General features: G+C 45.5%; 24 protein-coding genes. 6 read left to right on the top strand and 18 right to left on the bottom strand.

Annotated features, from left to right (window positions below; all coding sequences use genetic code 11):
• Positions 1-107 precede the first annotated feature (107 nt).
• Together besA and V6D42_RS18815 are read right to left on the bottom strand one after the other, a co-directional pair.
• The gene (besA, locus tag V6D42_RS18820; RefSeq protein ID WP_333514251.1) at positions 108-977 is read right to left on the bottom strand and encodes a ferri-bacillibactin esterase BesA; all 870 of its coding nucleotides are present in this window, start codon (positions 975-977) and stop codon (positions 108-110) included.
• Positions 978-1,189: 212 nt separating this feature from the next.
• Positions 1,190-1,786: a sulfite oxidase-like oxidoreductase gene (locus tag V6D42_RS18815; protein WP_333514250.1), complete on the bottom strand. Its 597-nt coding sequence runs from the start codon at positions 1,784-1,786 to the stop codon at positions 1,190-1,192.
• Positions 1,787-1,887: 101 nt separating this feature from the next.
• Between V6D42_RS18815 and V6D42_RS18810 the strand changes: the two genes are divergently transcribed.
• Positions 1,888-2,490 (top strand): biotin transporter BioY, encoded by a 603-nt coding sequence (locus tag V6D42_RS18810; protein ID WP_333514249.1) that lies wholly within the window; start codon positions 1,888-1,890, stop codon positions 2,488-2,490.
• A gap of 72 nt (positions 2,491-2,562) precedes the next feature.
• Here V6D42_RS18810 and V6D42_RS18805 read toward each other — a convergent pair whose 3' ends face one another.
• Both V6D42_RS18805 and V6D42_RS18800 read right to left on the bottom strand, forming a co-directional pair.
• A complete protein-coding gene (locus tag V6D42_RS18805) occupies positions 2,563-3,891 on the bottom strand; it encodes a Na+/H+ antiporter family protein (protein ID WP_333514248.1) in 1,329 nt (442 codons plus the stop codon).
• A gap of 144 nt (positions 3,892-4,035) precedes the next feature.
• Positions 4,036-5,538, bottom strand: a complete 1,503-nt coding sequence (locus tag V6D42_RS18800) for a leucyl aminopeptidase (protein WP_333514247.1) — start codon at positions 5,536-5,538, stop codon at positions 4,036-4,038.
• Positions 5,539-5,694: 156 nt separating this feature from the next.
• Between V6D42_RS18800 and V6D42_RS18795 the strand changes: the two genes are divergently transcribed.
• Positions 5,695-6,171, top strand: coding sequence for a divergent PAP2 family protein (locus tag V6D42_RS18795; protein ID WP_044158979.1), 477 nt, complete (start codon positions 5,695-5,697; stop codon positions 6,169-6,171).
• 32 nt (positions 6,172-6,203) lie between these two features.
• Here V6D42_RS18795 and V6D42_RS18790 read toward each other — a convergent pair whose 3' ends face one another.
• The 4 genes from V6D42_RS18790 to V6D42_RS18775 all read right to left on the bottom strand — a co-directional run bounded on the left by V6D42_RS18790 (position 6,204) and on the right by V6D42_RS18775 (position 8,864).
• Positions 6,204-6,851, bottom strand: coding sequence for a 3D domain-containing protein (locus tag V6D42_RS18790; protein ID WP_333514314.1), 648 nt, complete (start codon positions 6,849-6,851; stop codon positions 6,204-6,206).
• A gap of 103 nt (positions 6,852-6,954) precedes the next feature.
• Positions 6,955-7,275: a YuiB family protein gene (locus V6D42_RS18785; protein ID WP_010331727.1), complete on the bottom strand. Its 321-nt coding sequence runs from the start codon at positions 7,273-7,275 to the stop codon at positions 6,955-6,957.
• 50 nt (positions 7,276-7,325) lie between these two features.
• Positions 7,326-7,469 (bottom strand): YuiA family protein, encoded by a 144-nt coding sequence (locus tag V6D42_RS18780; protein ID WP_024122716.1) that lies wholly within the window; start codon positions 7,467-7,469, stop codon positions 7,326-7,328.
• Positions 7,470-7,643: 174 nt separating this feature from the next.
• Positions 7,644-8,864 (bottom strand): NAD(P)/FAD-dependent oxidoreductase, encoded by a 1,221-nt coding sequence (locus tag V6D42_RS18775; protein WP_333514246.1) that lies wholly within the window; start codon positions 8,862-8,864, stop codon positions 7,644-7,646.
• Between the two features lie 330 nt (positions 8,865-9,194).
• On the opposite strand from V6D42_RS18775, the gene yumC reads away from it, so the two are divergent.
• Complete coding sequence (gene yumC, locus V6D42_RS18770; RefSeq protein WP_010331730.1) at positions 9,195-10,193, top strand: ferredoxin--NADP reductase 2; 999 nt, start codon at positions 9,195-9,197, stop codon at positions 10,191-10,193.
• Positions 10,194-10,233: 40 nt separating this feature from the next.
• Here the strand turns inward: yumC and V6D42_RS18765 are convergent, their stop codons facing one another.
• Entirely contained in the window at positions 10,234-10,374 is a 141-nt protein-coding gene (locus tag V6D42_RS18765) for a hypothetical protein (RefSeq protein ID WP_010331731.1), read from the bottom strand.
• A gap of 277 nt (positions 10,375-10,651) precedes the next feature.
• On the opposite strand from V6D42_RS18765, the gene guaC reads away from it, so the two are divergent.
• The gene (guaC, locus tag V6D42_RS18760) at positions 10,652-11,632 is read left to right on the top strand and encodes a GMP reductase (RefSeq protein WP_333514245.1); all 981 of its coding nucleotides are present in this window, start codon (positions 10,652-10,654) and stop codon (positions 11,630-11,632) included.
• 48 nt (positions 11,633-11,680) lie between these two features.
• Here the strand turns inward: guaC and V6D42_RS18755 are convergent, their stop codons facing one another.
• The 4 genes from V6D42_RS18755 to V6D42_RS18740 form a co-directional block, all read right to left on the bottom strand.
• Positions 11,681-12,043 (bottom strand): HesB/IscA family protein, encoded by a 363-nt coding sequence (locus tag V6D42_RS18755; protein WP_010331733.1) that lies wholly within the window; start codon positions 12,041-12,043, stop codon positions 11,681-11,683.
• Between the two features lie 78 nt (positions 12,044-12,121).
• The gene (gene dapF, locus V6D42_RS18750) at positions 12,122-12,976 is read right to left on the bottom strand and encodes a diaminopimelate epimerase (protein ID WP_326203606.1); all 855 of its coding nucleotides are present in this window, start codon (positions 12,974-12,976) and stop codon (positions 12,122-12,124) included.
• Positions 12,977-13,098: 122 nt separating this feature from the next.
• Positions 13,099-14,313 carry a NupC/NupG family nucleoside CNT transporter gene (locus V6D42_RS18745; protein WP_326130145.1) on the bottom strand — a complete coding sequence of 405 codons (1,215 nt, stop codon included), beginning with the start codon at positions 14,311-14,313 and terminating at the stop codon, positions 13,099-13,101.
• Between the two features lie 136 nt (positions 14,314-14,449).
• Positions 14,450-14,686 (bottom strand): YuzB family protein, encoded by a 237-nt coding sequence (locus tag V6D42_RS18740; RefSeq protein WP_010331736.1) that lies wholly within the window; start codon positions 14,684-14,686, stop codon positions 14,450-14,452.
• Positions 14,687-14,948: 262 nt separating this feature from the next.
• Between V6D42_RS18740 and V6D42_RS18735 the strand changes: the two genes are divergently transcribed.
• Entirely contained in the window at positions 14,949-16,016 is a 1,068-nt protein-coding gene (locus V6D42_RS18735; RefSeq protein WP_010331737.1) for an NAD(P)/FAD-dependent oxidoreductase, read from the top strand.
• A 20-nt stretch (positions 16,017-16,036) separates the two neighbouring features.
• Here V6D42_RS18735 and V6D42_RS18730 read toward each other — a convergent pair whose 3' ends face one another.
• On the bottom strand, positions 16,037-16,363 hold the full coding sequence (locus tag V6D42_RS18730) for a YuzD family protein (RefSeq protein WP_333514244.1): 327 nt from the start codon (positions 16,361-16,363) through the stop codon (positions 16,037-16,039).
• Between the two features lie 101 nt (positions 16,364-16,464).
• Between V6D42_RS18730 and V6D42_RS18725 the strand changes: the two genes are divergently transcribed.
• Positions 16,465-16,800, top strand: a complete 336-nt coding sequence (locus V6D42_RS18725) for a NifU family protein (RefSeq protein WP_173400510.1) — start codon at positions 16,465-16,467, stop codon at positions 16,798-16,800.
• Positions 16,801-16,839: 39 nt separating this feature from the next.
• On the opposite strand, the gene V6D42_RS18720 is transcribed toward V6D42_RS18725, so the two are convergent.
• The 4 genes from V6D42_RS18720 to V6D42_RS18705 all read right to left on the bottom strand — a co-directional run bounded on the left by V6D42_RS18720 (position 16,840) and on the right by V6D42_RS18705 (position 22,210).
• Positions 16,840-18,816, bottom strand: a complete 1,977-nt coding sequence (locus V6D42_RS18720; protein ID WP_333514243.1) for a S9 family peptidase — start codon at positions 18,814-18,816, stop codon at positions 16,840-16,842.
• A 108-nt stretch (positions 18,817-18,924) separates the two neighbouring features.
• Positions 18,925-19,854, bottom strand: a complete 930-nt coding sequence (thrB, locus tag V6D42_RS18715; RefSeq protein WP_333514242.1) for a homoserine kinase — start codon at positions 19,852-19,854, stop codon at positions 18,925-18,927.
• A complete protein-coding gene (gene thrC / locus V6D42_RS18710; RefSeq protein WP_333514313.1) occupies positions 19,851-20,909 on the bottom strand; it encodes a threonine synthase in 1,059 nt (352 codons plus the stop codon). The genes thrB and thrC overlap by 4 nt, the downstream gene beginning before the upstream one ends.
• A 5-nt stretch (positions 20,910-20,914) precedes the next feature.
• Positions 20,915-22,210 carry a homoserine dehydrogenase gene (locus V6D42_RS18705; RefSeq protein WP_333514241.1) on the bottom strand — a complete coding sequence of 432 codons (1,296 nt, stop codon included), beginning with the start codon at positions 22,208-22,210 and terminating at the stop codon, positions 20,915-20,917.
• Positions 22,211-22,284: the final 74 nt, after the last annotated feature.

Raw genomic sequence — 22,284 nt, 5'->3', positions numbered from 1 at the left:
ATTAATTGATAATGATTATCATTATCAATTATAAAAATAATCATATCCAAATGTCATCCGACAGTCAAATATAATTTTTGTGACAAATATGGGAGCTGAGGCAATTCTCAGCTCATTGAAATGTGCGGGCCATCAGGGTGAAGCGCGAAACGCAAAGCCCTGCTGACCAAAACAGGAAGAACCGAAATATGTCCTTCTCCTGAAAACTCGCAAAATTCAGTCCGTACGCCTTGTTCAGCCAAAGCGGATAGCCGCTCGTAAAGCTCCTTCGCGTTATCGTTCATTCGGCATTTATGATGCTTTTCCAATTCTCCTGCCGCTAGCAGAATATTGACACGCTGCTCGTTTTTCTTTACACAGGAAGCGAAACGCTCAGCTTCCTTTTCAATAAATGGTTTGTTCCAATGAATGGACGGACTGCCTGCGATATACGTTTGGAATGCATCCGGTTTCGTTAAGAGCACCTGTAAAACGAAGAGCCCGCCAAGAGAGTGGCCAAAGATTGTTTGTCTGTTTCTGTCAATCTCATAATCTTGTTCAATCTCTGGTTTGAGGTCCTCCTCAATAAATCTTAAAAAGTCCCCCGCTCCTCCATGCTCCGGCCATTCTTTGCCGTCAGGCCTTACCGGCAGCTCCGAGTAAGACGTAGGCATTGTAAAATCCCGGTGGCGCGCAGAAGAAAACGGTTCTGTTGTGTCATAGCCAATACCGACAATTACAGCGGGAATTACCCCTGTTTTCTCAGGACGGCGCCCCTGTACTCGAACAGCTTCCGACATTGTACCGAAGATAGAATTGGCGTCGAGCAGATAAATAACCGGATAACCAGAAGGCGGCGGCTCCGTGCTCGGTTTTGAGATAAAGATTTGATAGCCGCTGCTGCCATTGCGTGAAGACATTTTACGCACTTCCGTTCCAGGAATGGTAAATGCGTTGTAGGTCCCGCCTTTAGCCCCATCTGTTTTTTTCTCAATCATGCAGTACGACATTCCTCTCTTTAAAACTGGCTGCATACATGATAATGATTTTCACTATCAACTAGACAATTCAAATAATAGGTTTTCTGGCAAACAAAGTCAACTTTTTCCTTAATAAAAAAAGCACCTTATTTAAATAAGGTACCTGATAACTAGTAATATGGAAATAAAAACCTGTAAGAGATGCTGATTATCCTACATTCACTAGAACCTTAATCCCATGTAAATCTCTGATTCTGCCAAGGGTCGCCTCTCATATGATAGCCGTTCTGCTCCCAAAAACCGGGATGATTTTCTTTCGTAAATTGGATGCCGCGCAGCCACTTAGCGCTTTTCCAGAAATACAAATGAGGAAACACTCCCCGCAGCGGGAAGCCGTGTTCAGGCGTTAAAGGTTCGCCGTTGTGCGCATAAGCGAGCAGTGATGTTTCAGCCAAAAAGTCATCGAGCGGCAGATTTGTCGTCCAGCCCTCTTCCGCGTGTAAAATGACATAGCCCGCCTCTTCTTTTACTCCGGCCTTCTCCGCGATATCCCGTGTCCGCACCCCCTGCCAAACGTTATCAAGCCGTGACCAGCCTGTTACGCAATGGATGTCATTTTCCGATTCGCACTGAGGAAAGGCTTTTATCTCTTCAAAGCTTAAAAGCATCGGGTGATCAACCAATCCGTATACTTGCAGATTCCACTTCGTCATATCCTCATAATATGGAACATTTCCCGTATGAAGCACAGGAAACGAAGTCGTCACATTTTGATTGGGCGGCACTCTTCCTGACTGATCGGCCTGTTTTATTTTTCCGAAATACACGTAAACCCCTCCTTTTGTTAACCTAAATGATATTCATGTTGACAATCATTCAGATCTTTATTACTCTATGATTGTGTATGAAAACCTAAGGGGGAACAACGATGAAACAACATAAACTTCGTGCGGGTGATATGGCACTGATCGGCATGTTCGCCGCACTTATGGCTGTCGGCGCCAACATTACATCAGTCGCGCCCTTTTTGCAAGTTGCTGGCATTCCTCTGTCGATGCAGCCGTTTTTCTGCCTCTTGGCGGCTCTGCTTCTCGGCAGCAAACGCGCTGCTATCGCAATGCTTGTATATGCGCTTGTCGGATTGGCCGGGGCACCAGTGTTCGCTCAGTTTTCCGCGGGCTTCGCACCATTTGCAGGTAAAAGCGGCGGATTCATTATCTCATACATTCCGGCAGCATTTGCAGCTGGATGGTTATTAGAACGCAAAATTAAGCCAAGTAAAATCCGTTTTCTGATTGCTTCTCTTACCGGAACGGCCATTATGTATATCATCGGCACCACCTATATGTATCTTGCGCTGAAGCTGTGGATTCATACACCGGTGAGCTACAGCACGGCTTGGGGCTTTATGACTTGGTTTATGGTAAAAGATACGGTGCTGTCTGTGCTGCTGACGTTTATCGCGCCTGCGATCTACCGCTCTATTCATAAAGCAACCGGCTTTAACAGACATCAAATATCGTCCACTTAAAAACCGTTCCGATGAGCGGTTTTTTAACATGATAAACGAAAATAGGCTCTCCCATTAAGGAGAGCCTATTTTCTATAAGACAAGCGCCGCAATCCAGCCAAAAATAACAAGCGGAATGTTATAAAAGATAAATGTCGGCACACAAGTGTCCCAAATGTGGTGATGCTGTCCGTCCGCACTCAGACCCGAAGTCGGCCCAAGTGTACTGTCGCTGGCAGGTGAACCGGCGTCGCCAAGCGCGGCAGCCGCTCCGATAATCGCAACCGTTGCCATCGGGCTGAATCCAAGCTGCATACATAGAGGCACAAAGATCGTTGTGATCACCGGAATCGTTGCAAAAGATGAGCCGATTCCCATAGTAATCAACAATCCGACGATCAGCATCAGCAATGCGCCCAGTGACTGGCTGTGCCCGATAATACCAGCTGATGTTTTGACCAATGACTCGACATCTCCGGTTTTTGTCAATACATTTGAGAATCCGGCTGCAACAAGCATAACAAATCCGATAAAGGCCATTAATACCATACCGTCAGTAATCAATGAATCCGCTTCGTCACGTTTCATTACACCGCTGACAAACAGGATAATCAGGCCGGCCAGCGCCCCCATAATCATCCCTTCTACTCCCAAGGTCTGCGATAAATAAAGCTGGACGCCGAGTGACACTACAATGGCGAGAACCGCAATTCCCAGACTTTTTTTCGTATATGGAGATGGTTTTACACCTGAGATTTCTTTTGTTTCATACACTTTTGGTTTGCGATAAACGATTGCTGATAAAATCAAACCGACAACCATGCCTGCAATCGGTATGATCAGCGCGTACGGAATATCGCCAAGCGGAACGTTTAAACCCGCATCGGCCATGTTGTCCTTCAGCATGCCTTGGAAAATCTGGCCGAAGCCGACAGGCAGCAAAATATAAGGAGCCGTTAAGCCGAACGTAATCACACATGCAATCAGCCTGCGGTCCATTTCAAGCTCATTAAAGATTTTCAAAAGGGGCGGTATCAGCACAGGAATAAATGCGATGTGAACCGGTACCACGTTTTGCGAAAAACAAGCTACGATTAAAATAATCAGTACGATGAGCACTTTAGACAGTGCCTTTTTTCGTGTATCTTCTTTATTTCCAATTAATTTCACAGAAGCTTCCACCATAGCATCCGGAAGACCTGTTTTCGTTAAAGCCGCAGCAAACGCACCTAGCATAGCGTAGCTGACTGCAACGGTGGCATTTCCGCCGAGCCCCTCTGTAAAGGCTTTAACTGTTTCACCAAGGCCGAGTCCTCCTGTTAAGCCGCCGGCCAAGGCACCTATGATTAAGGCAATAACTATATTGACACGCAGAAGGCTTAAGACAAGCATAAGCAGGACTGCGATGACGACTGCATTCATGATACCCCTCCAAAAATCCTTTAGTTTGCTAATGTAGTAGATAAATAAAGTACGAACGTATCTTATCATATCATAATACTTTAGTCAACTAAAGATTTTGGAGGAGAAATACCCTGCCGCGAAATCGCAGCAGGGCTGTATTTGTTACGCTTTTGTGTGTTCTTCCGCTGTAAATCTTTCTGCCAGCGTAGCCAGTGTCCTTGCCATGACGCCGGTTGCACCGGACGGACCGAAGCAGCTTGCTTTACTTGAAGTTGCTGTGCCTGCAATATCAAGATGGACCCAAGGTGTCGTTTCAGCAAACTCACCAAGAAACGTTCCTGCCATAATCGCATGGCCTTCCCGTCCCGGTGAATTGTTTAAATCCGCCATTTGGCTGTTTTTCACACGTTTTTTATCCTTTTCTGTAATCGGCAGCTGCCAGATGGCCTCACCGCACTCTTCCGCAGCTTCAGCCACCTGCTGATAGAAGCTCTCGTTATTTGTCATGGCGCCGGTTGTTTCTGTGCCCAATGCCACAACAACGCCGCCAGTGAGTGTTGCCACATCAACAAGAACAGACGCGCCATGCTGTTTCGCATATGTAAGGCCGTCTGCAAGCACAAGCCTTCCTTCTGCATCCGTATTAAGGATTTCAATCGTTTTTCCGCTTAATGACACGATGACATCGTCAGGCTTCATCGCCCCGCCTGAAATCATGTTGTCGGTTGACGGAATGACAGCCAGCACATTTTGCTCTGGACGAAGTTCGCCGATCGTTTCCATAGCACCAAGGACCGCTGCCGCTCCTCCCATATCGGATTTCATGCCGACAATTCCTGTTTTGGTTTTAATAGAGTAACCGCCTGTGTCAAAGGTAATTCCTTTTCCGACAAGTCCAATAACATTTTCCCATTCCTTTTTGCCCTGATACTTCAAGACAATCATTTTGGGCGGTTCGGCAGAGCCTTGATTTACCGCAAGGATTCCGCCCATACCGAGCTCTTCCATATCCGATTTCTCCAATATTTCACGCTCAAAATCATATTTCGCCGCAAGCTCGGACGCATATGAAGCCAGGTCAGTTGCTGTCAGCATATTTCCCGGCATATTCACAAGCGTTCTTGCCGAATTTGTGCCCTGCCCGTATGCCTGGCCGACAAGAAGCCCGGCCTGCACTTCTTGTGTATCTTCATCTGTGACGGCATAGATGGATTCAAGCTGTTTATCCGGCTCATTTGATTTGTGTTTATAATCCTGCACCTCATAAGAAGCAAGCAGGCAGCTCTCAGCTAATGCGTGAGCGGCATCCGCTGCGGGCACTTCTTCACAAATAAATGTGTCAAGCAGTACGGCAGCCTCTTGTTTCCTGTCTTTATGAATGGCTTGAAAAACATGGGCAAAGCTTTCCTTCGCCTCTTCAAATGAATAATTCGCCTCCCTTCCCAAACCGACGAAATAAATACGTTTCATACCGGCAGAGGACGGAGGGAATACTTTTGATACTTGATTCCGTTTGGCAGAGACATCACCGTCTTTCAGAAGCTGAGTCAGATGGCCTTCCAGTTTTTCATCAATTTCCTTTGCTTTGCCTGTCAGCTGGCTTTTTTGAAAAAGTCCGACCACTAGGGTTTCAGTATGCTCTAATTGTTGAACCGCATAAAACATAAGGCTTACACTCCTAACGTAATGGGTATTTGTAATGAACAATGGTATAATAGGAAATACATTCTTTCCTTACATTTATTTTATCAAACAACAGACGAAGACCTGCTTTTTTCTTTTGTAACACGAAAGATTTTCCATATAGAAAGGATGTCGCCTATGGAACTTTTTATGAATTTTCCTTTATTATCAAGCCTTGCTGCCATCATCTTTGCACAAGTCATTAAAGTGCCGATACAATTTATCGTTTCCAGAAAACTGGACTGGTCGCTGGTGACAAGTACAGGCGGCATGCCGAGTTCCCATTCCGCGGCTGTGACGGCGCTTTCTACAGGCGTAGCCTTAGAGCATGGATTAGGTTCCTCTCTCTTTGCGGTTTCAGCCATTTTTGCAGTCATTACCATGTTTGACGCAACCGGCGTCAGACGTCATGCCGGTGAGCAGGCAACAGTCATTAATAAGCTTGTGATTGATTTTAACCGTTTTGTGAATGAAGCAAAAGATTTCCCGAAAGCTGAAGAGAAAGAAAAACAAAAAAAGCTAAAAGAGCTTCTCGGCCATCAGCCAATCGAGGTCTTTTTTGGCGGATTGACAGGAATATTATTAACACTGGCACTGGCATATTTTTTTCTGTAAAAAAACAACGCTTCAGCCGTAGCTGGAGCGTTTTATTCTTTCACGGTTTTGTATTGATTTCTGAACACCTGCAATGATTTTGTTTCATTAAGCTTTACCAGTTCATCCTCAGTGACTTTTCCGGTCCCCTTCTTAATTACATACACATCTAGGGTTTTTTTGCCCCATTCATTGTAGACATCATGAACGGTTTCAAAGTACAGATCAATGCGGTTTCCCTTAATGGCCGATCCTGTATCCGCCACGACGCCCAAACCGTAGTTTGGGATGAATAAAATGGTGCCGATCGGAAAAACGGATGGATCCGCGGCAACCGTAGAGTATAAATCTCTTTTCACTTTAACACCTGAATATGTAAGCCCGTATAATGGATCTCCAGGCTTTTTACCCGTCGATTCGACTCCCGCTGTGTAGCCTGTAGCCGTTACTTTCCGTGCCGGATACTCGTCCCAGTCAAAGGCTTCTTCCAATGGTTTGTCTGCAGCGGACATCGTTTTTTCGTGTTTCTGCTGCAATGCTTTTAATGTCAGTCCAGTATTCTTCGAGTGCTTCTCATTATTTTCTTGCACCCATTTTGTCAAGTCCTTCGCCTCTACTCCTGATACGGCTAAATATGTCGTGGCAAACGCGAGCAGAAATAAACAGGTCATCAGCAAACGTCTGATCATTTTCAACATTATTCACCTCTCCTCCGAATCATTGTTCCCACATAGCGGGAGCAATATTCAAAATGGTGAATGTGCTGAAGGCACAAAAAAAGCTTTCTTTAGAAAGAAAGCGGCATTAGAACATCTGATATCCTCTTTTTCTGAGCATGTTGATCGCTATACCTGATACAATGGCGCCGGCCAGACCGCTGGCTAAAATCAATACATCTGCAGCAGCTAACGATACGACTCTCTGAAACAGGCCGGCAAAGGATTCGCCTGGTGATTGAATATAGCTGATCAGCTTTTCCTTACTGATAATGAAAAGGCATACAATCGGATAAATCACAGCCATAATCCAGGACATTCTCAGCAGCATGTTTAATAAGAAACCGATTCCAAAAAACAAAACAAAAAATAAAACAATTGAGATGATAACGACTGGCAGACTAATCAAAACCCCACCCCCTGCGTTACTTTTAGTGTACCGCGGGGGCTTTTAAAAAGTCAACGGCTGGAAAATGAATGACTGTCTTTACCTGTCCCCTGACATGACGGACAAGTTTCTGAACCGCCGAGGATTAATTGAAAATACCCTTTCCCTGAGCAAAACGGGCATGCCTGTGAAGCGGTTGTCGTTGCGGTTTTCATCTTAGCATCACCTTTTTCTTAATTTTCAGATAATAATACCATATCAAGCTGTCAATGATAAAGTCAGATCATGTGACAAATCTTTTGATGTAAGCGGAAACATTTTTATTTTGCTCTTGTTCTCTTTTTGTTTTGGCGTTTTTTAATAAAACAAAACCCGCGGAGCGCGGGTTTTTAGAAAAACTTAAATTTGCCTTTTTTCAGTGTGAGTCCGAGTCCGCCGATTAAAAACAGCGAACGGTTATCGATGACTTTTTTCATAAAAGAAGCCGGCGTGCCTTTCAGTTTTCTTCCGTACACGACTCCGACCGCATTATGCTCACCGAGAGAAGCAACCGTTCCTTTTATGTCAGGTTTGAATTCTTCAAGCTCGCCGCCCTTAATGAGTTTTGCAATGTTTTTAGCGACCGTAGTTCCCTGTTGCATCGCGATTTGGGCGGTCGGCGGATAAGGACGGTCAGTTTCTTCATTGATAAACAGCGAGCTGTCGCCGAGAATAAACACGTTGTCATGTCCGGGCGCGCGAAGATCAGGATTGACTTTCACCCGGCCGCGCATATTTTCAAAGCCGGCTTCTTCAACAATCGGATGACCGCGGACACCTGCTGCCCACACTACTGTTTGCGATTTGATTTGCTCTGGCTCCTCATCTTTTTTGCCGACTGTGACTCCTTCTGCAGTACACTCTTGAACCGCCGTGCCGATTTTAAACTCAACGCCATGCTCCTCAAGATAGTGAACAGCATAATCGACAAGCTCGGGATCAAAGCCCGGCAATACGGTCGGCGCTGCTTCTACACAGATAATGCGTACAAGACTTCTGTCAACGTCATACTCCTTGCAGAGCTCCGGCACACGGGCAGCCAGTTCGCCAAGGAATTCAATACCCGTAAATCCGGCTCCTCCGACAACGATTGTTAACCTGTCCGGCCGTTTTTCAGCTTCAATGTTGTAAGTCGCAAATTGCAGCTCAATATGTTCACGAAGCACACGAGATGTATTGATATTGGCGATCGGAAACGCAAATTCTTTTAAACCTTTAATGCCGAACGTTTCAGGTACCGCTCCGAGGCCGATAACTAAATAATCGTACTGCAGCTCTCCATTGGCAAGCACCACTTTCTTCTCGTCTATTTTGATTGCCTTCACGGTATCCTGTACAAAATTGACACGTGACTGGTTGATTACATCTTTTATCTGATAACGGCAGCGGTCATGATGGAGCGTGCCGGCGCTCGCTTCGTGCATCCATGTTGTTTCATAATGATAATTGTGTTTATTCACAAGCGTAATATCAGCATCATTCGGACCGACATGCTTCGTCAGCCTTGTCACTGTCATCAATCCGCCATAACCTGCACCTAAAATCACGATTTTGGGCTTATTCAATGCCATCACATCCACCTTCTCTTTTTTTTGCTGTTAGACGCATATAAAAATCATCATTTGTGTTATCTTCAGCTTATTGGCAGGATTTTATGAAATATATTGAAAAGTTTTTTTGTGAAGTCCACACCCATAGCACTACTATCATGTTTATCCGGCTGGTTCATGAAACATTCAGAAAAAAGATGAATTCATTTTTTTCTTATCGTATCGGCCTGCGGGCATATGATCAAGAATGAATACGCATACAATGTACCGCGAATTTTTCTGCTGACTCGTCAATTTTAAGAGCAATATGGTATAATTAATAACAATTTTCATTTAGGAGGCAATTTTCGTATGCGAGAGGATACAAAGGTTTATGATATTACCATTATAGGCGGGGGACCGGTCGGCTTATTCACCGCTTTTTACGGAGGTATGAGACAGGCAAGCGTCAAAATTATCGAAAGCCTGCCTCAGCTTGGCGGACAGCTTAGCGCCCTGTACCCTGAGAAATATATATATGACGTAGCAGGATTCCCGAAAATCCGCGCACAAGAGCTAGTGAATAACTTAAAAGAGCAAATGGCGAAATTCGACCAAACCATTTGTTTAGAGCAGGCGGTTGAATCTGTTGAAAAACAAGCAGACGGCGTGTTTAAGCTTGTGACAAACGAAGAAACCCATTACTCTAAAACAGTCATCATCACTGCAGGAAACGGCGCATTCAAACCAAGAAAGCTCGAGCTTGAAACAGCTGAACAATACGAAGGCAAAAACCTTCACTACTTCGTTGATGATTTACAAAAATTCGCCGGCAGACGCGTTGCGATTCTGGGCGGAGGAGATTCAGCGGTTGACTGGGCACTTATGCTTGAGCCAATTGCAAAAGAAGTTTCCATCGTTCACCGCCGCGATAAATTCCGCGCGCATGAGCACAGTGTGGAAAACCTTCACGCATCTAAGGTGAATGTCCTGACACCGTTTGTTCCGGCGGAGCTCATCGGAGAAGACAAAATCGAGCAGCTTGTGCTTGAGGAAGTGAAAGGCGAGCGCAAAGAGATTTTAGAAATCGACGACTTAATCGTCAACTACGGCTTCGTCTCATCTCTTGGACCGATCAAAAACTGGGGACTTGAAATTGAGAAAAACTCCATTGTTGTCAAATCTACAATGGAAACAAACATCGAAGGCTTCTTCGCCGCAGGTGACATTTGCACATACGAAGGAAAAGTCAATCTAATCGCAAGCGGCTTCGGCGAAGCACCGACAGCTGTTAACAACGCGAAAGCTTATATGGATCCAAAAGCTCGCGTACAGCCGCTGCACTCTACAAGTCTTTTTGAAAATAAGTAATAAAAAAAGGAGTTTGTGTCAAAGTGACACAGCTCCTTTTTTATTTGAAGATATTGATATAATTCATCGCAGTTCCAATAACCAGCGCAATCACAAGAGCTGCTACAATCCAGATCGTAGTCATGATAATGCGGTCTTGGATCTTTTGGGACTTCGGTGGTTTTTCTTCGCTTTGAGTCATCTCCATTCGCTCCTTTCACATGTCCATGTCATAAAGAAAGCCTGGTGCTGAAGGACCAAGCTTTGCTGAACGTATATAATTTCGTTTTTATCCGCATTCTATGTCCATTCAATTAAAACTATCATACCCAAACTCACAGTGCATGACAAGCTTCGGCACTTGCACTCACCTGTAAGCGAATAAAACGTTTGACATCCTAAATAAAACAGAGTACATTATACAAGGCGAACATTTGATATATTTCTATTATAAATATTCGTATTTAGGAGTGAATTCTATGGAAAACGTGTTTGATTACGAAGATATTCAGCTAATTCCTGCAAAATGCATTGTGAACAGCCGTTCTGAGTGTGATACATCCGTACGGTTAGGCGGACGTACATTTAAATTGCCCGTCGTTCCTGCCAATATGCAGACGATCATAGATGAGAAACTTGCGGTTTCATTAGCCGAAAACGGCTACTTTTATGTGATGCACCGCTTTGAACCTGAAAAACGGATTGACTTTATAAAGGACATGAACGCCCGCGGATTATTCTCTTCTATCAGCGTCGGGGTCAAGGATGAGGAATATGAATTTGTCCGTCACCTGGCAGAACAAAACCTGGCACCTGACTACGTGACCATCGACATCGCTCACGGACATTCTAATGCCGTCATTGAGATGATTCAGCACCTCAAAAAGCATCTTCCGGGCAGCTTTGTCATTGCGGGTAATGTCGGAACACCGGAAGCTGTAAGAGAGCTCGAAAATGCCGGAGCGGATGCCACAAAAGTCGGTATTGGACCGGGAAAAGTATGTATAACGAAAATTAAAACTGGCTTCGGCACAGGCGGATGGCAATTAGCCGCGCTGCGCTGGTGCGCAAAAGCCGCCAGCAAACCGATTATTGCTGATGGCGGCATCCGCACCCATGGCGACATCGCAAAATCAATTCGATTCGGCGCCACCATGGTCATGATCGGCTCACTATTTGCCGGGCACGAGGAATCACCTGGACAAACCATTGAAAAAGACGGAAAGCTCTACAAAGAATACTTTGGCTCAGCCTCTGAATATCAAAAAGGCGAAAAGAAAAATGTCGAAGGCAAAAAAATGCACGTGGAGCATAAAGGCGCAATCATGGATACGCTGACTGAAATGGAACAGGATCTTCAATCTTCTATTTCTTATGCTGGCGGAACGAAGCTGGAGGCTATCCGCAATGTGGATTATGTCATTGTGAAGAATTCGATTTTTAATGGAGATAAGTATTAAAAAAAGCCAAGTCAGCGGTTCGCCGCTTGACTTGGCTTTTTTCTATCATTAGCACTCCTCTGGTTTACCTGCATTCGTCGCTGTTCTGAAAGAAGAACCGCAGCCGCATGAGGCGATGGCGTTTGGATTATCGATGGTAAAGCCGCCGCCAAGCATGGATTGCTTAAAGTCTATAATAGTGCCGTTCATGATATCAAGGCTTTCTTTGTCAACGAGAACAGTAATGCCGTGCTCCTCAAACATACTGTCTGCTTCGCTTTTTTCATGCTCAAAGCCCATTCCGTATGAAAGGCCGCTGCAGCCGCCGCCTTTAACGCCGACGCGCAGAAACGCGTTTTCTTCTTCATGCTCTTTCATCATATCTTTTATATGCAAAGCTGCTGCTTCTGTAATTGTTACAGGGTTGCTCATTATGGTGAACCTCCTTTTAAAAACCGGATGTTGTCTTATATTATAAACTTGATGGGCTCATTTCTCAAACTAGCTGTTTTATAAAAAATAGACGCCCTCACAAACAGTCTCCGCCGGACCCGTCATCATCACATGGCCATTCTCTTTCCAGTTAATGACCAGATCTCCGCCCGCCAAATGAACCGTAATGTCTTCATTTTGTTTTGATACACCGTTTAAAACAGATGCGACAGCTGCTGCACATGCGCCTGTACCGCATGCCTGTGTGATGCCTGATCCCCGTTCCCACACGCGGAAGTGCAGTTCATGTTCATTCACGGTTTCCACAAACTCGACATTCACACCTTCTGGAAATCTTGGATCCTTCTCAATCACCGGCCCCAGTGTCGTCAGCGGTGCCTGTTCAATATCGGCAATCGGAAAAACAATATGCGGATTGCCCATGGAAACCGCGGTGCCTTTTAGTTCAGCTTCGCCAAATGTCATTGCTTCATTAATGGTTTGCTCCTCACCGCCGCCAAGCATCGGAAGCTCGGCTTTTGTCAGACGAGGTTCACCCATATCGACAGTGACAACATTCACCTTTCCGTTTTCAGCTTGAACCTCTGCTTTCACAAGTCCGGAGAGGGTTTCAATCAGAAATGATGTTTCCTCAACCAGCTTATGCTCATACGCGTATTTTGCAACGCAGCGCAGGCCGTTGCCGCAGTTTTTCCCTTCAGACCCGTCATTATTAAAAATCCGCATTTTGACAGGCGCTTGATCTGAAGGGCATATGAGGATCATTCCGTCGGAGCCGATCCCTGTATAAACGGAAGACACCTGAATCGCTATTTCAGACAGTTGTTCTTCCGGCAGTTGTTCTTCAAATTGATTCACGTATATATAGCTGTTTCCAAGACCGTGCATTTTGGTAAATCGAAATGAGTTCATAGATGCCTCCAACTTTTTCTCTTTTTCTTAGTATAAAAGCTATTATAAACGGACACAATACAATTATCCCCCGTTTTTCATACATAAAAGCTCCTTGCAATGACGCAAGGAGCTTTTATCTTTTAAATGAACATGCCGGCAATAGCCGCGCTCAGCAGATTGGCTAATGTTCCCGCTAGAACCGCCTTCAACCCAAGGCGTGCGATATCTGAGCGGCGGCTTGGCGCTAAACCGCCAAGCGTACCGAGCATAATCGCAATCGAGGAGAAATTTGCGAATCCGCATAACGCAAAGCTGATAATCGTAGCGGTTTTTTTAGAGAACTCGCCAATGTGCGGACCGAAGTTAGAATAAGCGACAAACTCATTCAGCACCAATTTCTGGCCGATAAAGCTTCCAGCATGCAACGCTTCATGCCATGGCACACCAATCAAAAAGGCGATTGGAGAAAACACATAGCCGAGAAGAGATTCTAATGTGACATCTTTTAAACCGAACAAGCCGAAAACACCGCCGAGAATACCGTTGACCACGGCGATTAATGCCACGAAGGCAAGCAGCATCGCACCAACATTTAGGGCAATTTGCAGACCTGTTGACGCACCCTTTGCAGCCGCGTCAATTACATTGGCCGCTCCTTCGCCTTCATCCATTTTGAAATCGTCTTTTACTGTTTGCGGCGTTTCCGTTTCAGGAATGATTAATTTCCCGAAAACCAGACCCGCGGGAGCAGCCATGAAACTCGCCGCAAGCAAGTATTCAATCGGAATACCGAGAAGGGCGTAGCCAAACAAAGTTGAACCCGCAACAGCCGATAGACCGCTCGTCATAATTGTAAACAGTTCAGAGCGCGTCAGCCCTGCAATGAGGGGCCTGATCACCAAAGGAGATTCCGATTGCCCTACAAAAATATTAGCAGCAGCCGCAAGAGATTCCGTCTTGCTTGTCCCAAGAAGCTTCGACAATCCGCCGCCGATCACACGGAAAATGAGCTGCATGATTTTTAAATGATATAGAACTGCGATCAGTGCCGAGAAAAAAATGATGACAGGCAGTACACTTAAAGCAAACGCCGGGCTGTCGCCGACTTTTAAAAGCGGCCCAAATATGAAACTGATGCCTTCATTCGCATAATCAATCAGAAGCTGTACACGGCTTGAAAACCATAAAAAAACAGCGCGTCCCGCTTCCCATTTCAACACGATGTATCCAAACGCCACCTGTATACATAAACCAACGATGACGGTTCTTATTCTAATATTGCTTTTCTTTTCTGAAAATAAAAACGCGATGGCGATTATTCCAACTGCGCCAAGCAGTCCCCACAGAACATTCATGAATACACCTACACCTCTTAACATTTATTTAAAACAAATCTTTTATACGATAACAATAATATTTTTTGATGTCTACACATTTTTTCAGTCCTTTTGTACAGCAAAATAAAAAAGGGCCTGTCACAGGCCCTTTTCTTCAAAACATTGGGTTTTCTTCAATAAATGTATATATATTCTCAACAAGCTCAGCAGGTGTTTCACCCGTAACGACTTCTCCGTTTACTAAAGCGAATAGTGATTCCATACATTTCCCGCAATAGCTTAAACAGCCGTATTCAAGAACATCCAGATTTGGATCTTTCTCTAAAATCGCTCGGGCTTCCTGAGAGCCGTGAGCCAGATTGCTGACACAAAATTCAATCATTGGATTCATGCGATTTCACCTCACATATGAACATTATCGCGAATTTTTCACTATTCGTCAAAGAAAAGAACACTTCAAAATTTATTATCGTAACATATCATTCCTTCAATAACGTTTTACTAATTTGCGTTTTAAGGCTAATTTGTAGGTTATTTTGAAACTAATATTGTGATTTTAGATCAAATTCGATATAATTCTAGATGTTATTTTACAAAGTTCGTATTTTCCATCAATGTATCTATCATACTCTTCGGGTTAAAGGGGAATTCAAATGAAAAAATTGGTCTTGATCGGCGGAGGTTACGGAAACATGCGTGTTCTTCATCGCTTATTGCCCAACCAGCTGCCTCATGATGTTTCAATCACGTTAATTGACAGAAATCCTTATCACTGCTTAAAAACAGAATATTATGCCCTTGCCGCAGGCACAATTTCTGACCACCATATCAGAGTGACGTTCCCAGAGCACCCTCGCCTGGATGTCGAGTACGGCGATATTTCATCAATTGATATTGCACAAAAACAAGTGCTGTTCCATGACCGCGAACCGATTTCTTATGATGACGCAGTGATCGGGCTCGGCTGCGAGGATAAATATCATAACGTGCCGGGAGCGCCTGAATTCACCTATAGCATTCAAACCATCGATCAGTCCCGCGAAACCTATCAAAAGCTGAACAACTTAAGCGCCGAAGCGACTGTTGCCATTGTCGGAGCAGGCCTAAGCGGCGTTGAACTTGCAAGTGAGTTAAGAGAAAGCCGTGACGATCTGAACATTATTTTGTTTGACCGCGGAGATCTCATTTTATCAAGCTTTCCCGAACGTTTGAGCAAATATGTGCAAAAATGGTTCGAAGAGCACGGTGTCCGCATTATTAACAGGGCAAATATCACAAGAGTAGAAGAAGGCGTTGTATATAACCACGATGACGCAATTTCCGCAGACGCCATCGTATGGACAGCCGGCATACAGCCGAATAAAGTCGTCAGAGACTTGGATGTGGAAAAGGACGCACAAGGCCGTGTCGTGTTAACGCCTCATCACAATGTCCCGGGTGATGAGCATCTGTACGTTGTGGGTGATTGTGCCAGCCTTCCTCACGCACCGAGTGCCCAGCTGGCAGAAGCTCAAGCAGAACAGATTGTCCAAATATTGCAAAAACGCTGGAATGGTGAAGCCCTTCCTGAATCAATGCCTCAATTTAAGCTGAAAGGCGTTTTAGGTTCACTCGGAAAAAAAGCCGGCTTCGGACTTGTTGCTGACCGGCCGCTGATCGGCCGTGTTCCGCGTTTGCTGAAATCCGGCTTGCTGTGGATGTATAAACACCATAACGGATAAAAGCAGAACCGCTGATGAAGTCAGCGGTTTTCTGTGTAACCGTATCTCTCCATTTCCTCATATATATCCTTCAACTTTGGGTTGCCCTCTCCGACAATTTTATTCTCTACGAGGACGAGCGGATAAAAATATTCGTCATTTCTGATTTTTTCCGCAAGCTGTTTTATGTTTTCGGCATCAGGCGGCTCGTAAATGTCGATGTATTGCATTTCAAAAGGCTGATTCGGATATTTTCTTTTCAGCGCAGCCTCAAGCCATTCATATGTATCTTTAGCTGTCGGCATATTGACACAGCTTGCACAAACGGTTTCTGCCCCATATACGCTGAGCATGACTGTTTTTGTCATTGATAAGTGCCCCCATTTCTCTGTGTTACATTCTTTCTATTAAGTATACAGAGACAAAAGACGTTTTTATAGAAAAAAACCGTTTTTGTGTTCAAGTCTGAATGTGCTATAATAATGGGAGCAATTCTGCAAACCAAACAATAGATTTTTATTGTTACACTGAATATAATGGTTTTATGACGATGAAAGGAGCGAATGTCATGACTGAAGTTGAAATGAAAGAACAGGTGCAGGAAGTACTGGACAAACTTCGTCCGTTTTTACTTCGTGACGGCGGTGACTGTGAGCTTGTAGACGTTGATGAAGGTATTGTTAAGCTTCGTCTTCTAGGCGCGTGCGGCAGCTGCCCAAGTTCAACAATTACGCTGAAAGCCGGAATTGAACGCGCTCTTCTTGAAGAAGTGCCGGGTGTAATTGAAGTAGAACAAGTCTTTTAATCAAGCAGCCAGGCTGATATTTGATCAGCCTGGCTTTTTTTATGAGAGATATTGGTCAAACCATGAGCTTATATAGGTCAGGCGCTTAATCCTCTGTCCCGGGTGTCCGCTGCGTGACAGATTGTGCGTCGCTTTCGGAAAACGAACCAGCACAGTTTCCTTGTCCATTTTTTTCAAGGCGATAAAAAGCTGTTCAGCCTGTTCAATCGGACAGCGGTCATCACGTTCGCCATGAAGAATTAAAAGAGGCGTCTCCACGTTTGCCGCATATTTTAAAGGGGAACGGTCCCACAGCTTTTCTGTGTCGGTCAACATGTCATGCTCAAGCTGCCAGTCCGTGAAAAAATAGCCGATATCACTAACGCCGTGAAAGCTGAGCCAGTTTGAAATCGAACGCTGGGTGACAGCTGCTTTAAAACGATTTGTCTGCCCCACGATCCAGTTGGTCATAAAGCCTCCGTAGCTTCCGCCTGTGACGCCTATCCGCTCGGCATCAATCTGCGGGTCTCTTGTAATCGCCTCATCCACTGCCTGCATCACATCCAGATAGTCTTTACCGCCGTAATCCCCTCTGACTGCATTCACAAATTCCTGTCCGTAGCCATGACTTCCTCTTGGATTTACATAAACCACTGCATATCCTTTCGCCGCCAGCACCTGTAACTCGTGAAAATATGTATGCCCGTACATCATATGCGGACCGCCATGTATATTGAGAATAAGCGGATATTTTTTGTCCTCTGCAGCCTGAGCAGGTTTCATCAGCCAGCCGTTCACTGTCATCCCGTCTTCTGTCACATATTGAATGTCTTCAGGTAACGAAATGAGGTGCTCATCAACAAACTTGTCATTCGCATCAGTCAGCCGTTTTTCTTCCTGTCCAAGCGGAATACTGTATAGCTCACTAGGTCTGTCGGGCTTTGTCACACTGGCAATAAAGCTTTCTTCGTCAGGGTGCATGGAAAAGCTGTTAATATATTCTTTTTCTAACCGAATCGGGTATACGAGTCCTTCTATAGAAACATAATAGATTCCCGTGCTGCCTTGTTCTGTACCGATGACATAAAACCCTTGACTGTCTTTCGTCCAAACCGGACGCTGTTCAGCACCTCCGATCAATGAATCCCCAATCAGCGCATCGGCTAAGTGAACGTCCAGCATATCAGTGAGACACGACAGGCGGTCTTGTTCTAGATCATAAAGCCACGCTTTTTCTAGCGTTGCGTTCCGGTATTCCTGTTCATGTCCAAGCAAAGCAAGATACCTTCCGTCCGGTGAAAATGAGCTTGGTCCGAATGAGCCGCGATGAGAGGTAATCAGCTTGAGATCTCCAGTCTCCAGCGACAACATGCAAACATCATGAGGTTTTCTGGCATCATCTGTTTCAGTCATATTAGCTGAAAAAACGAGAAATTTGCCGTCAGGAGAAAAAGCCGGGTCGAAGTGGTCAGCTTTTTCGTTAGTCAGCTGTTTGACCTCACCAGACTTCACGCTGACAAGCACAAGCTGTGCATACGCGCCTCTCGTCAGCCCTTTTCCGTCCCGTTTATAGGCTAAACCATGTACTTCAACCGGTTCAAAGCTGTCAGGTTCCGTTTTCTCTTGATCATAAACGCTTTCTTCATCTCCAAGACTGACCGTGACAAGCACTGACTCTCCATCCGGAGACCATACCGGCTGAGAGACGCCATACGGAATATCAGTCAGTTTTTTTGCCTCACCGCCTTCAGCGCTCATTATATAAAGCTGAGACACATCGCCATCACGGTCAGAAACAAATGCAATCTGGCGTCCGTCAGGAGACCATCTAGGATCAGTGCTCCGCTTTTCTCCGTATGTCCAAGGAGCGGACGTCCCGCTATCCGCATCATATACCCATATATTTGAAGTATATGAATCTTTCTCTTTGTTTGCTTGTGACTTCACATAAGCCACACGCTTGCCGTCCGGGGCGTATTGAGGATCCGTCACCGAGACAATGGCTGTCATATCTTCGGCGGTCATCAGTTTTTTCATATCATTCTCCTCCTTTTTACATGTATTTCGTTTTTCTAAATAAAAATCCCTTTATATCATAAGAAAAAAAGCGTTCCTCTGCTGACGCTGAGGAACGCTTAGAATGCTCTATACACTTTTCATTTGATAGAAAGGATTTCGCTCTATTATACTTCCCTCTTTCGGAACGGTCAAAGCGTCGACTTCACAATGCGGGAAATGAAGTGCGAGCTGCTCTTTCAGCGCGTCCCCTTTTCCTTTTTCGGTCATGACGAGAATCGTCGGGCCCGCTCCGCTGAGAGCAGTTCCATAAGCGCCTTTCATCTCGGCAACATGCTCCACTTTAGACAACTCTGGGACTAGCATCGCCCGATACGGCTGATGGAACATATCTTTTTTCATGATTTTACCGACGAGCGGCCAATCCTTTGACATGATCGCCGCGATGAGAATGTTGCTGACAGCACTGGCTTTTACAGCGTCCGCATAGAGAAACTCTGTCGGAAGCACGTCTCGCGCGTCTCTTGTCAGCACCTCGTAAAAAGGAATGACAACCACAACATCAATGTCGGCATCCGGCACGCGGATCATTTGTGTCTCGTCGTCTTCATGCAGCCCGATGACAAGCCCGCCGACGAGAGAAGCGCCTGCATTGTCCGGATGTCCTTCTTCAAGGCTGGCTAAATGCAGCTTGTCCGCTTCGGAGAGCTTTAACCCGCATAATTCGTCAGCCAGTTCTATAGCCGCCACTATAGCCGCAGCACTGCTGCCAAGACCGCGTGCAAGCGGGATGTCGCTCCACACTTTCACATGTACAGGTGGCATTTCTTTTCCGTACATATCTGCCGTCCGTTTAGCCACTTGATAGATCATATTATCTGTACCCGCCGGTATTCCGGCGACTGTTTCTGTTTCAGCTTCAAAAGACCATTGATCGCCTTCATAGACTGTCAGCTTTAAATATCTGCTGAGCGCCATTCCGACTGAATCAAAGCCGGGGCCTAGGTTAGCTGTGCTTCCGGGAACAGTGACAGAGAACAGCATGTCAGCATCGTTCATACACGAGCCGCTCCTTTTAAGTATTCGAGAATGCTGTCTTCATCAGTCGGCAGGGTGACCGGCTTCATGTCAGAAATGTCGACCGCTGTGTTCGGGTCTTTCAGCCCGTTCCCTGTTAACACAGCCACAACCTTGCTGCCTTTTGGAATTTCTCCGGATTTTACTTGTTTCAGCACACCTGCAATAGATGCGCAGGAGCCCGGTTCTGCAAACACGCCTTCTTCACGGGCAATCAGCTGATACGCATGAAGAATTTCATCGTCAGTGACTTCGTCAATTTTTCCATTGGACTCCTCAGCTGCTTTTACAGCTTTATCCCAGCTTGCTGGGTTTCCGATACGAATCGCTGTTGCCACGGTTTCCGGATTTTCAATGACTTCGTTGCGGACGATCGCAGCTGCCCCTTCCGCTTCAAAACCGCGCATTTTTGGAAGGCCAGTGCCGTTTTTCTCATGATATTCTTTGAAGCCCTTCCAGTACGCTGTGATGTTTCCCGCGTTTCCGACCGGAATCGCCAAAACGTCCGGGGCGTCGCCCAGCTGTTCGCACACTTCGAAGGCAGCTGTTTTTTGGCCTTCGATACGGTAAGGGTTGACCGAGTTGACAAGCGCGATCGGTGATTTTTCACAAATTGAGCGGACAATTTTAAGCGCATCGTCAAAGTTGCCATCGATCGCAATGATTTCAGCTCCGTACATGACTGCCTGAGCAAGCTTGCCAAACGCGATTTTTCCGTTCGGGATGATGACAATACATTTCATATTGGCGCGGGCTGCATAAGCAGCCGCAGCCGCTGATGTATTTCCGGTTGACGCACACATAATCGTGTCGTTGCCTTCTTCTTTCGCCTTTGCTACTGCCATAACCATCCCGCGGTCTTTAAAAGATCCAGTAGGGTTTACGCCTTCTGTTTTGACATGGAGCTCAATCCCGAGCTGTTCAGAAAGCTTCGGCAAATGAATAAGCGGCGTATTGCCTTCATGTAACGTAAGCGCCGGTGTTTGATCTGTTACAGGTAAAAACTCTTTATATTGATGGATAAGTCCCTTCCACATTAGCTTCAACCGTTCCCTTCTACACGATATGTGCTTTTTACTTCTTGAACGACTTCCAAATCATTTAAGTTTTGCAGGATATCACTGAAATCAGCTTCTGATGTATGATGTGTGACGATGACGATTTCTGCTAACTCATCATGCCCCTTAATCGGCAGCTGAAGGATTTTTTCAAAGCTGACGCCCCGTTCTGAGAACACAGACGTAATTTTTGAGAATGAGCCTACCTCATCCTTCACGTGAATTCTCAAAAATTGCTGTGCGTAAATGTCGGACGGCGACTTCATGTTTTTCTCGTATTGCGGCGCAACAAAGCTGTTGCCGGTTACGCCGAGACGCATGTTTTTCATGACAGCGACCAGGTCAGCCACAACTGATGTGGCTGTCGGCATGCTTCCCGCTCCCGGGCCATAGAACATCGTCTCTCCGACAGCTTCGCCATATACGTAGACGGCGTTAAATTCATTATGCACGGCAGAAAGCGGATGGTGGTCTGGAAGCAGCGTCGGCTGAACGCTGACTTCAATTTTGCTGCCGTCACGCTGGGCAATCCCGATCAGCTTCATTGTGTAGCCGAGGCGTTTGCTGAAGCTGATATCCTCGTCTGTAATCTGGGAGATCCCCTTCACTTTGACATCTTCCAGATCGACGTTCATTGAGAAGCCGAGACGTGCCAATATTGCCATTTTCCGCGCGGCGTCAAGCCCTTCAACATCTGAAGTCGGGTCAGCTTCGGCAAACCCCAGATCCTGCGCTTCCTTAAGCACATCCTCGTAAGGGCTTTTCTCTTTAATCATTTTTGTTAAGATAAAGTTCGTTGTTCCGTTTACGATTCCCATCATTTTAGTAATCCTGTCTGATGAGAGGCCTTCCTCTAATGTGCGAAGAATTGGAATTCCGCCGGCAACGCTGGCTTCGAAGTAAATGTCACAGCCATTTTCCTTTGCTTCTGCGAGCAGTTCAGAACCGTACACGGCCATTAAATCTTTGTTCGCCGTGACAACGTGTTTTTTCGATCTCAAAGCATCGAGCAAATATTGTTTTGTCTGCTCAACACCGCCGATCACCTCGATGATAACATCAACATCGGGATCGTCGATCACATCATATACTTCTGTCGTGAGCGCTTCCTTCGGCAAATCTACTTCTCTTTTTTTCTCTAAATCTTTTACAAGCACTTTTTTTATCGTAATGGGACAGCCAACCTGATGCATCAGCTTATCCTGATGGTCTTGAATAATTTTAACGACACCGCTTCCGACGGTACCTAAGCCTAAAAGCCCTACACGAATTGCTTTCAAAAAAACTCCACCCTTCTTCAGATTGTCCTCTCAAGAGAGACAATTGTTAACTCAACACAGACATATAAGTTACA

It is taken from the genome of Bacillus sp. 0909A (assembly GCF_036765115.1).
GTDB classification, from domain to species: domain Bacteria; phylum Bacillota; class Bacilli; order Bacillales; family Bacillaceae; genus Bacillus; species Bacillus mojavensis.
The sequence above is the reverse complement of the archived record's forward strand: the minus strand, read 5'-3'. Positions and strand labels throughout refer to the sequence as shown.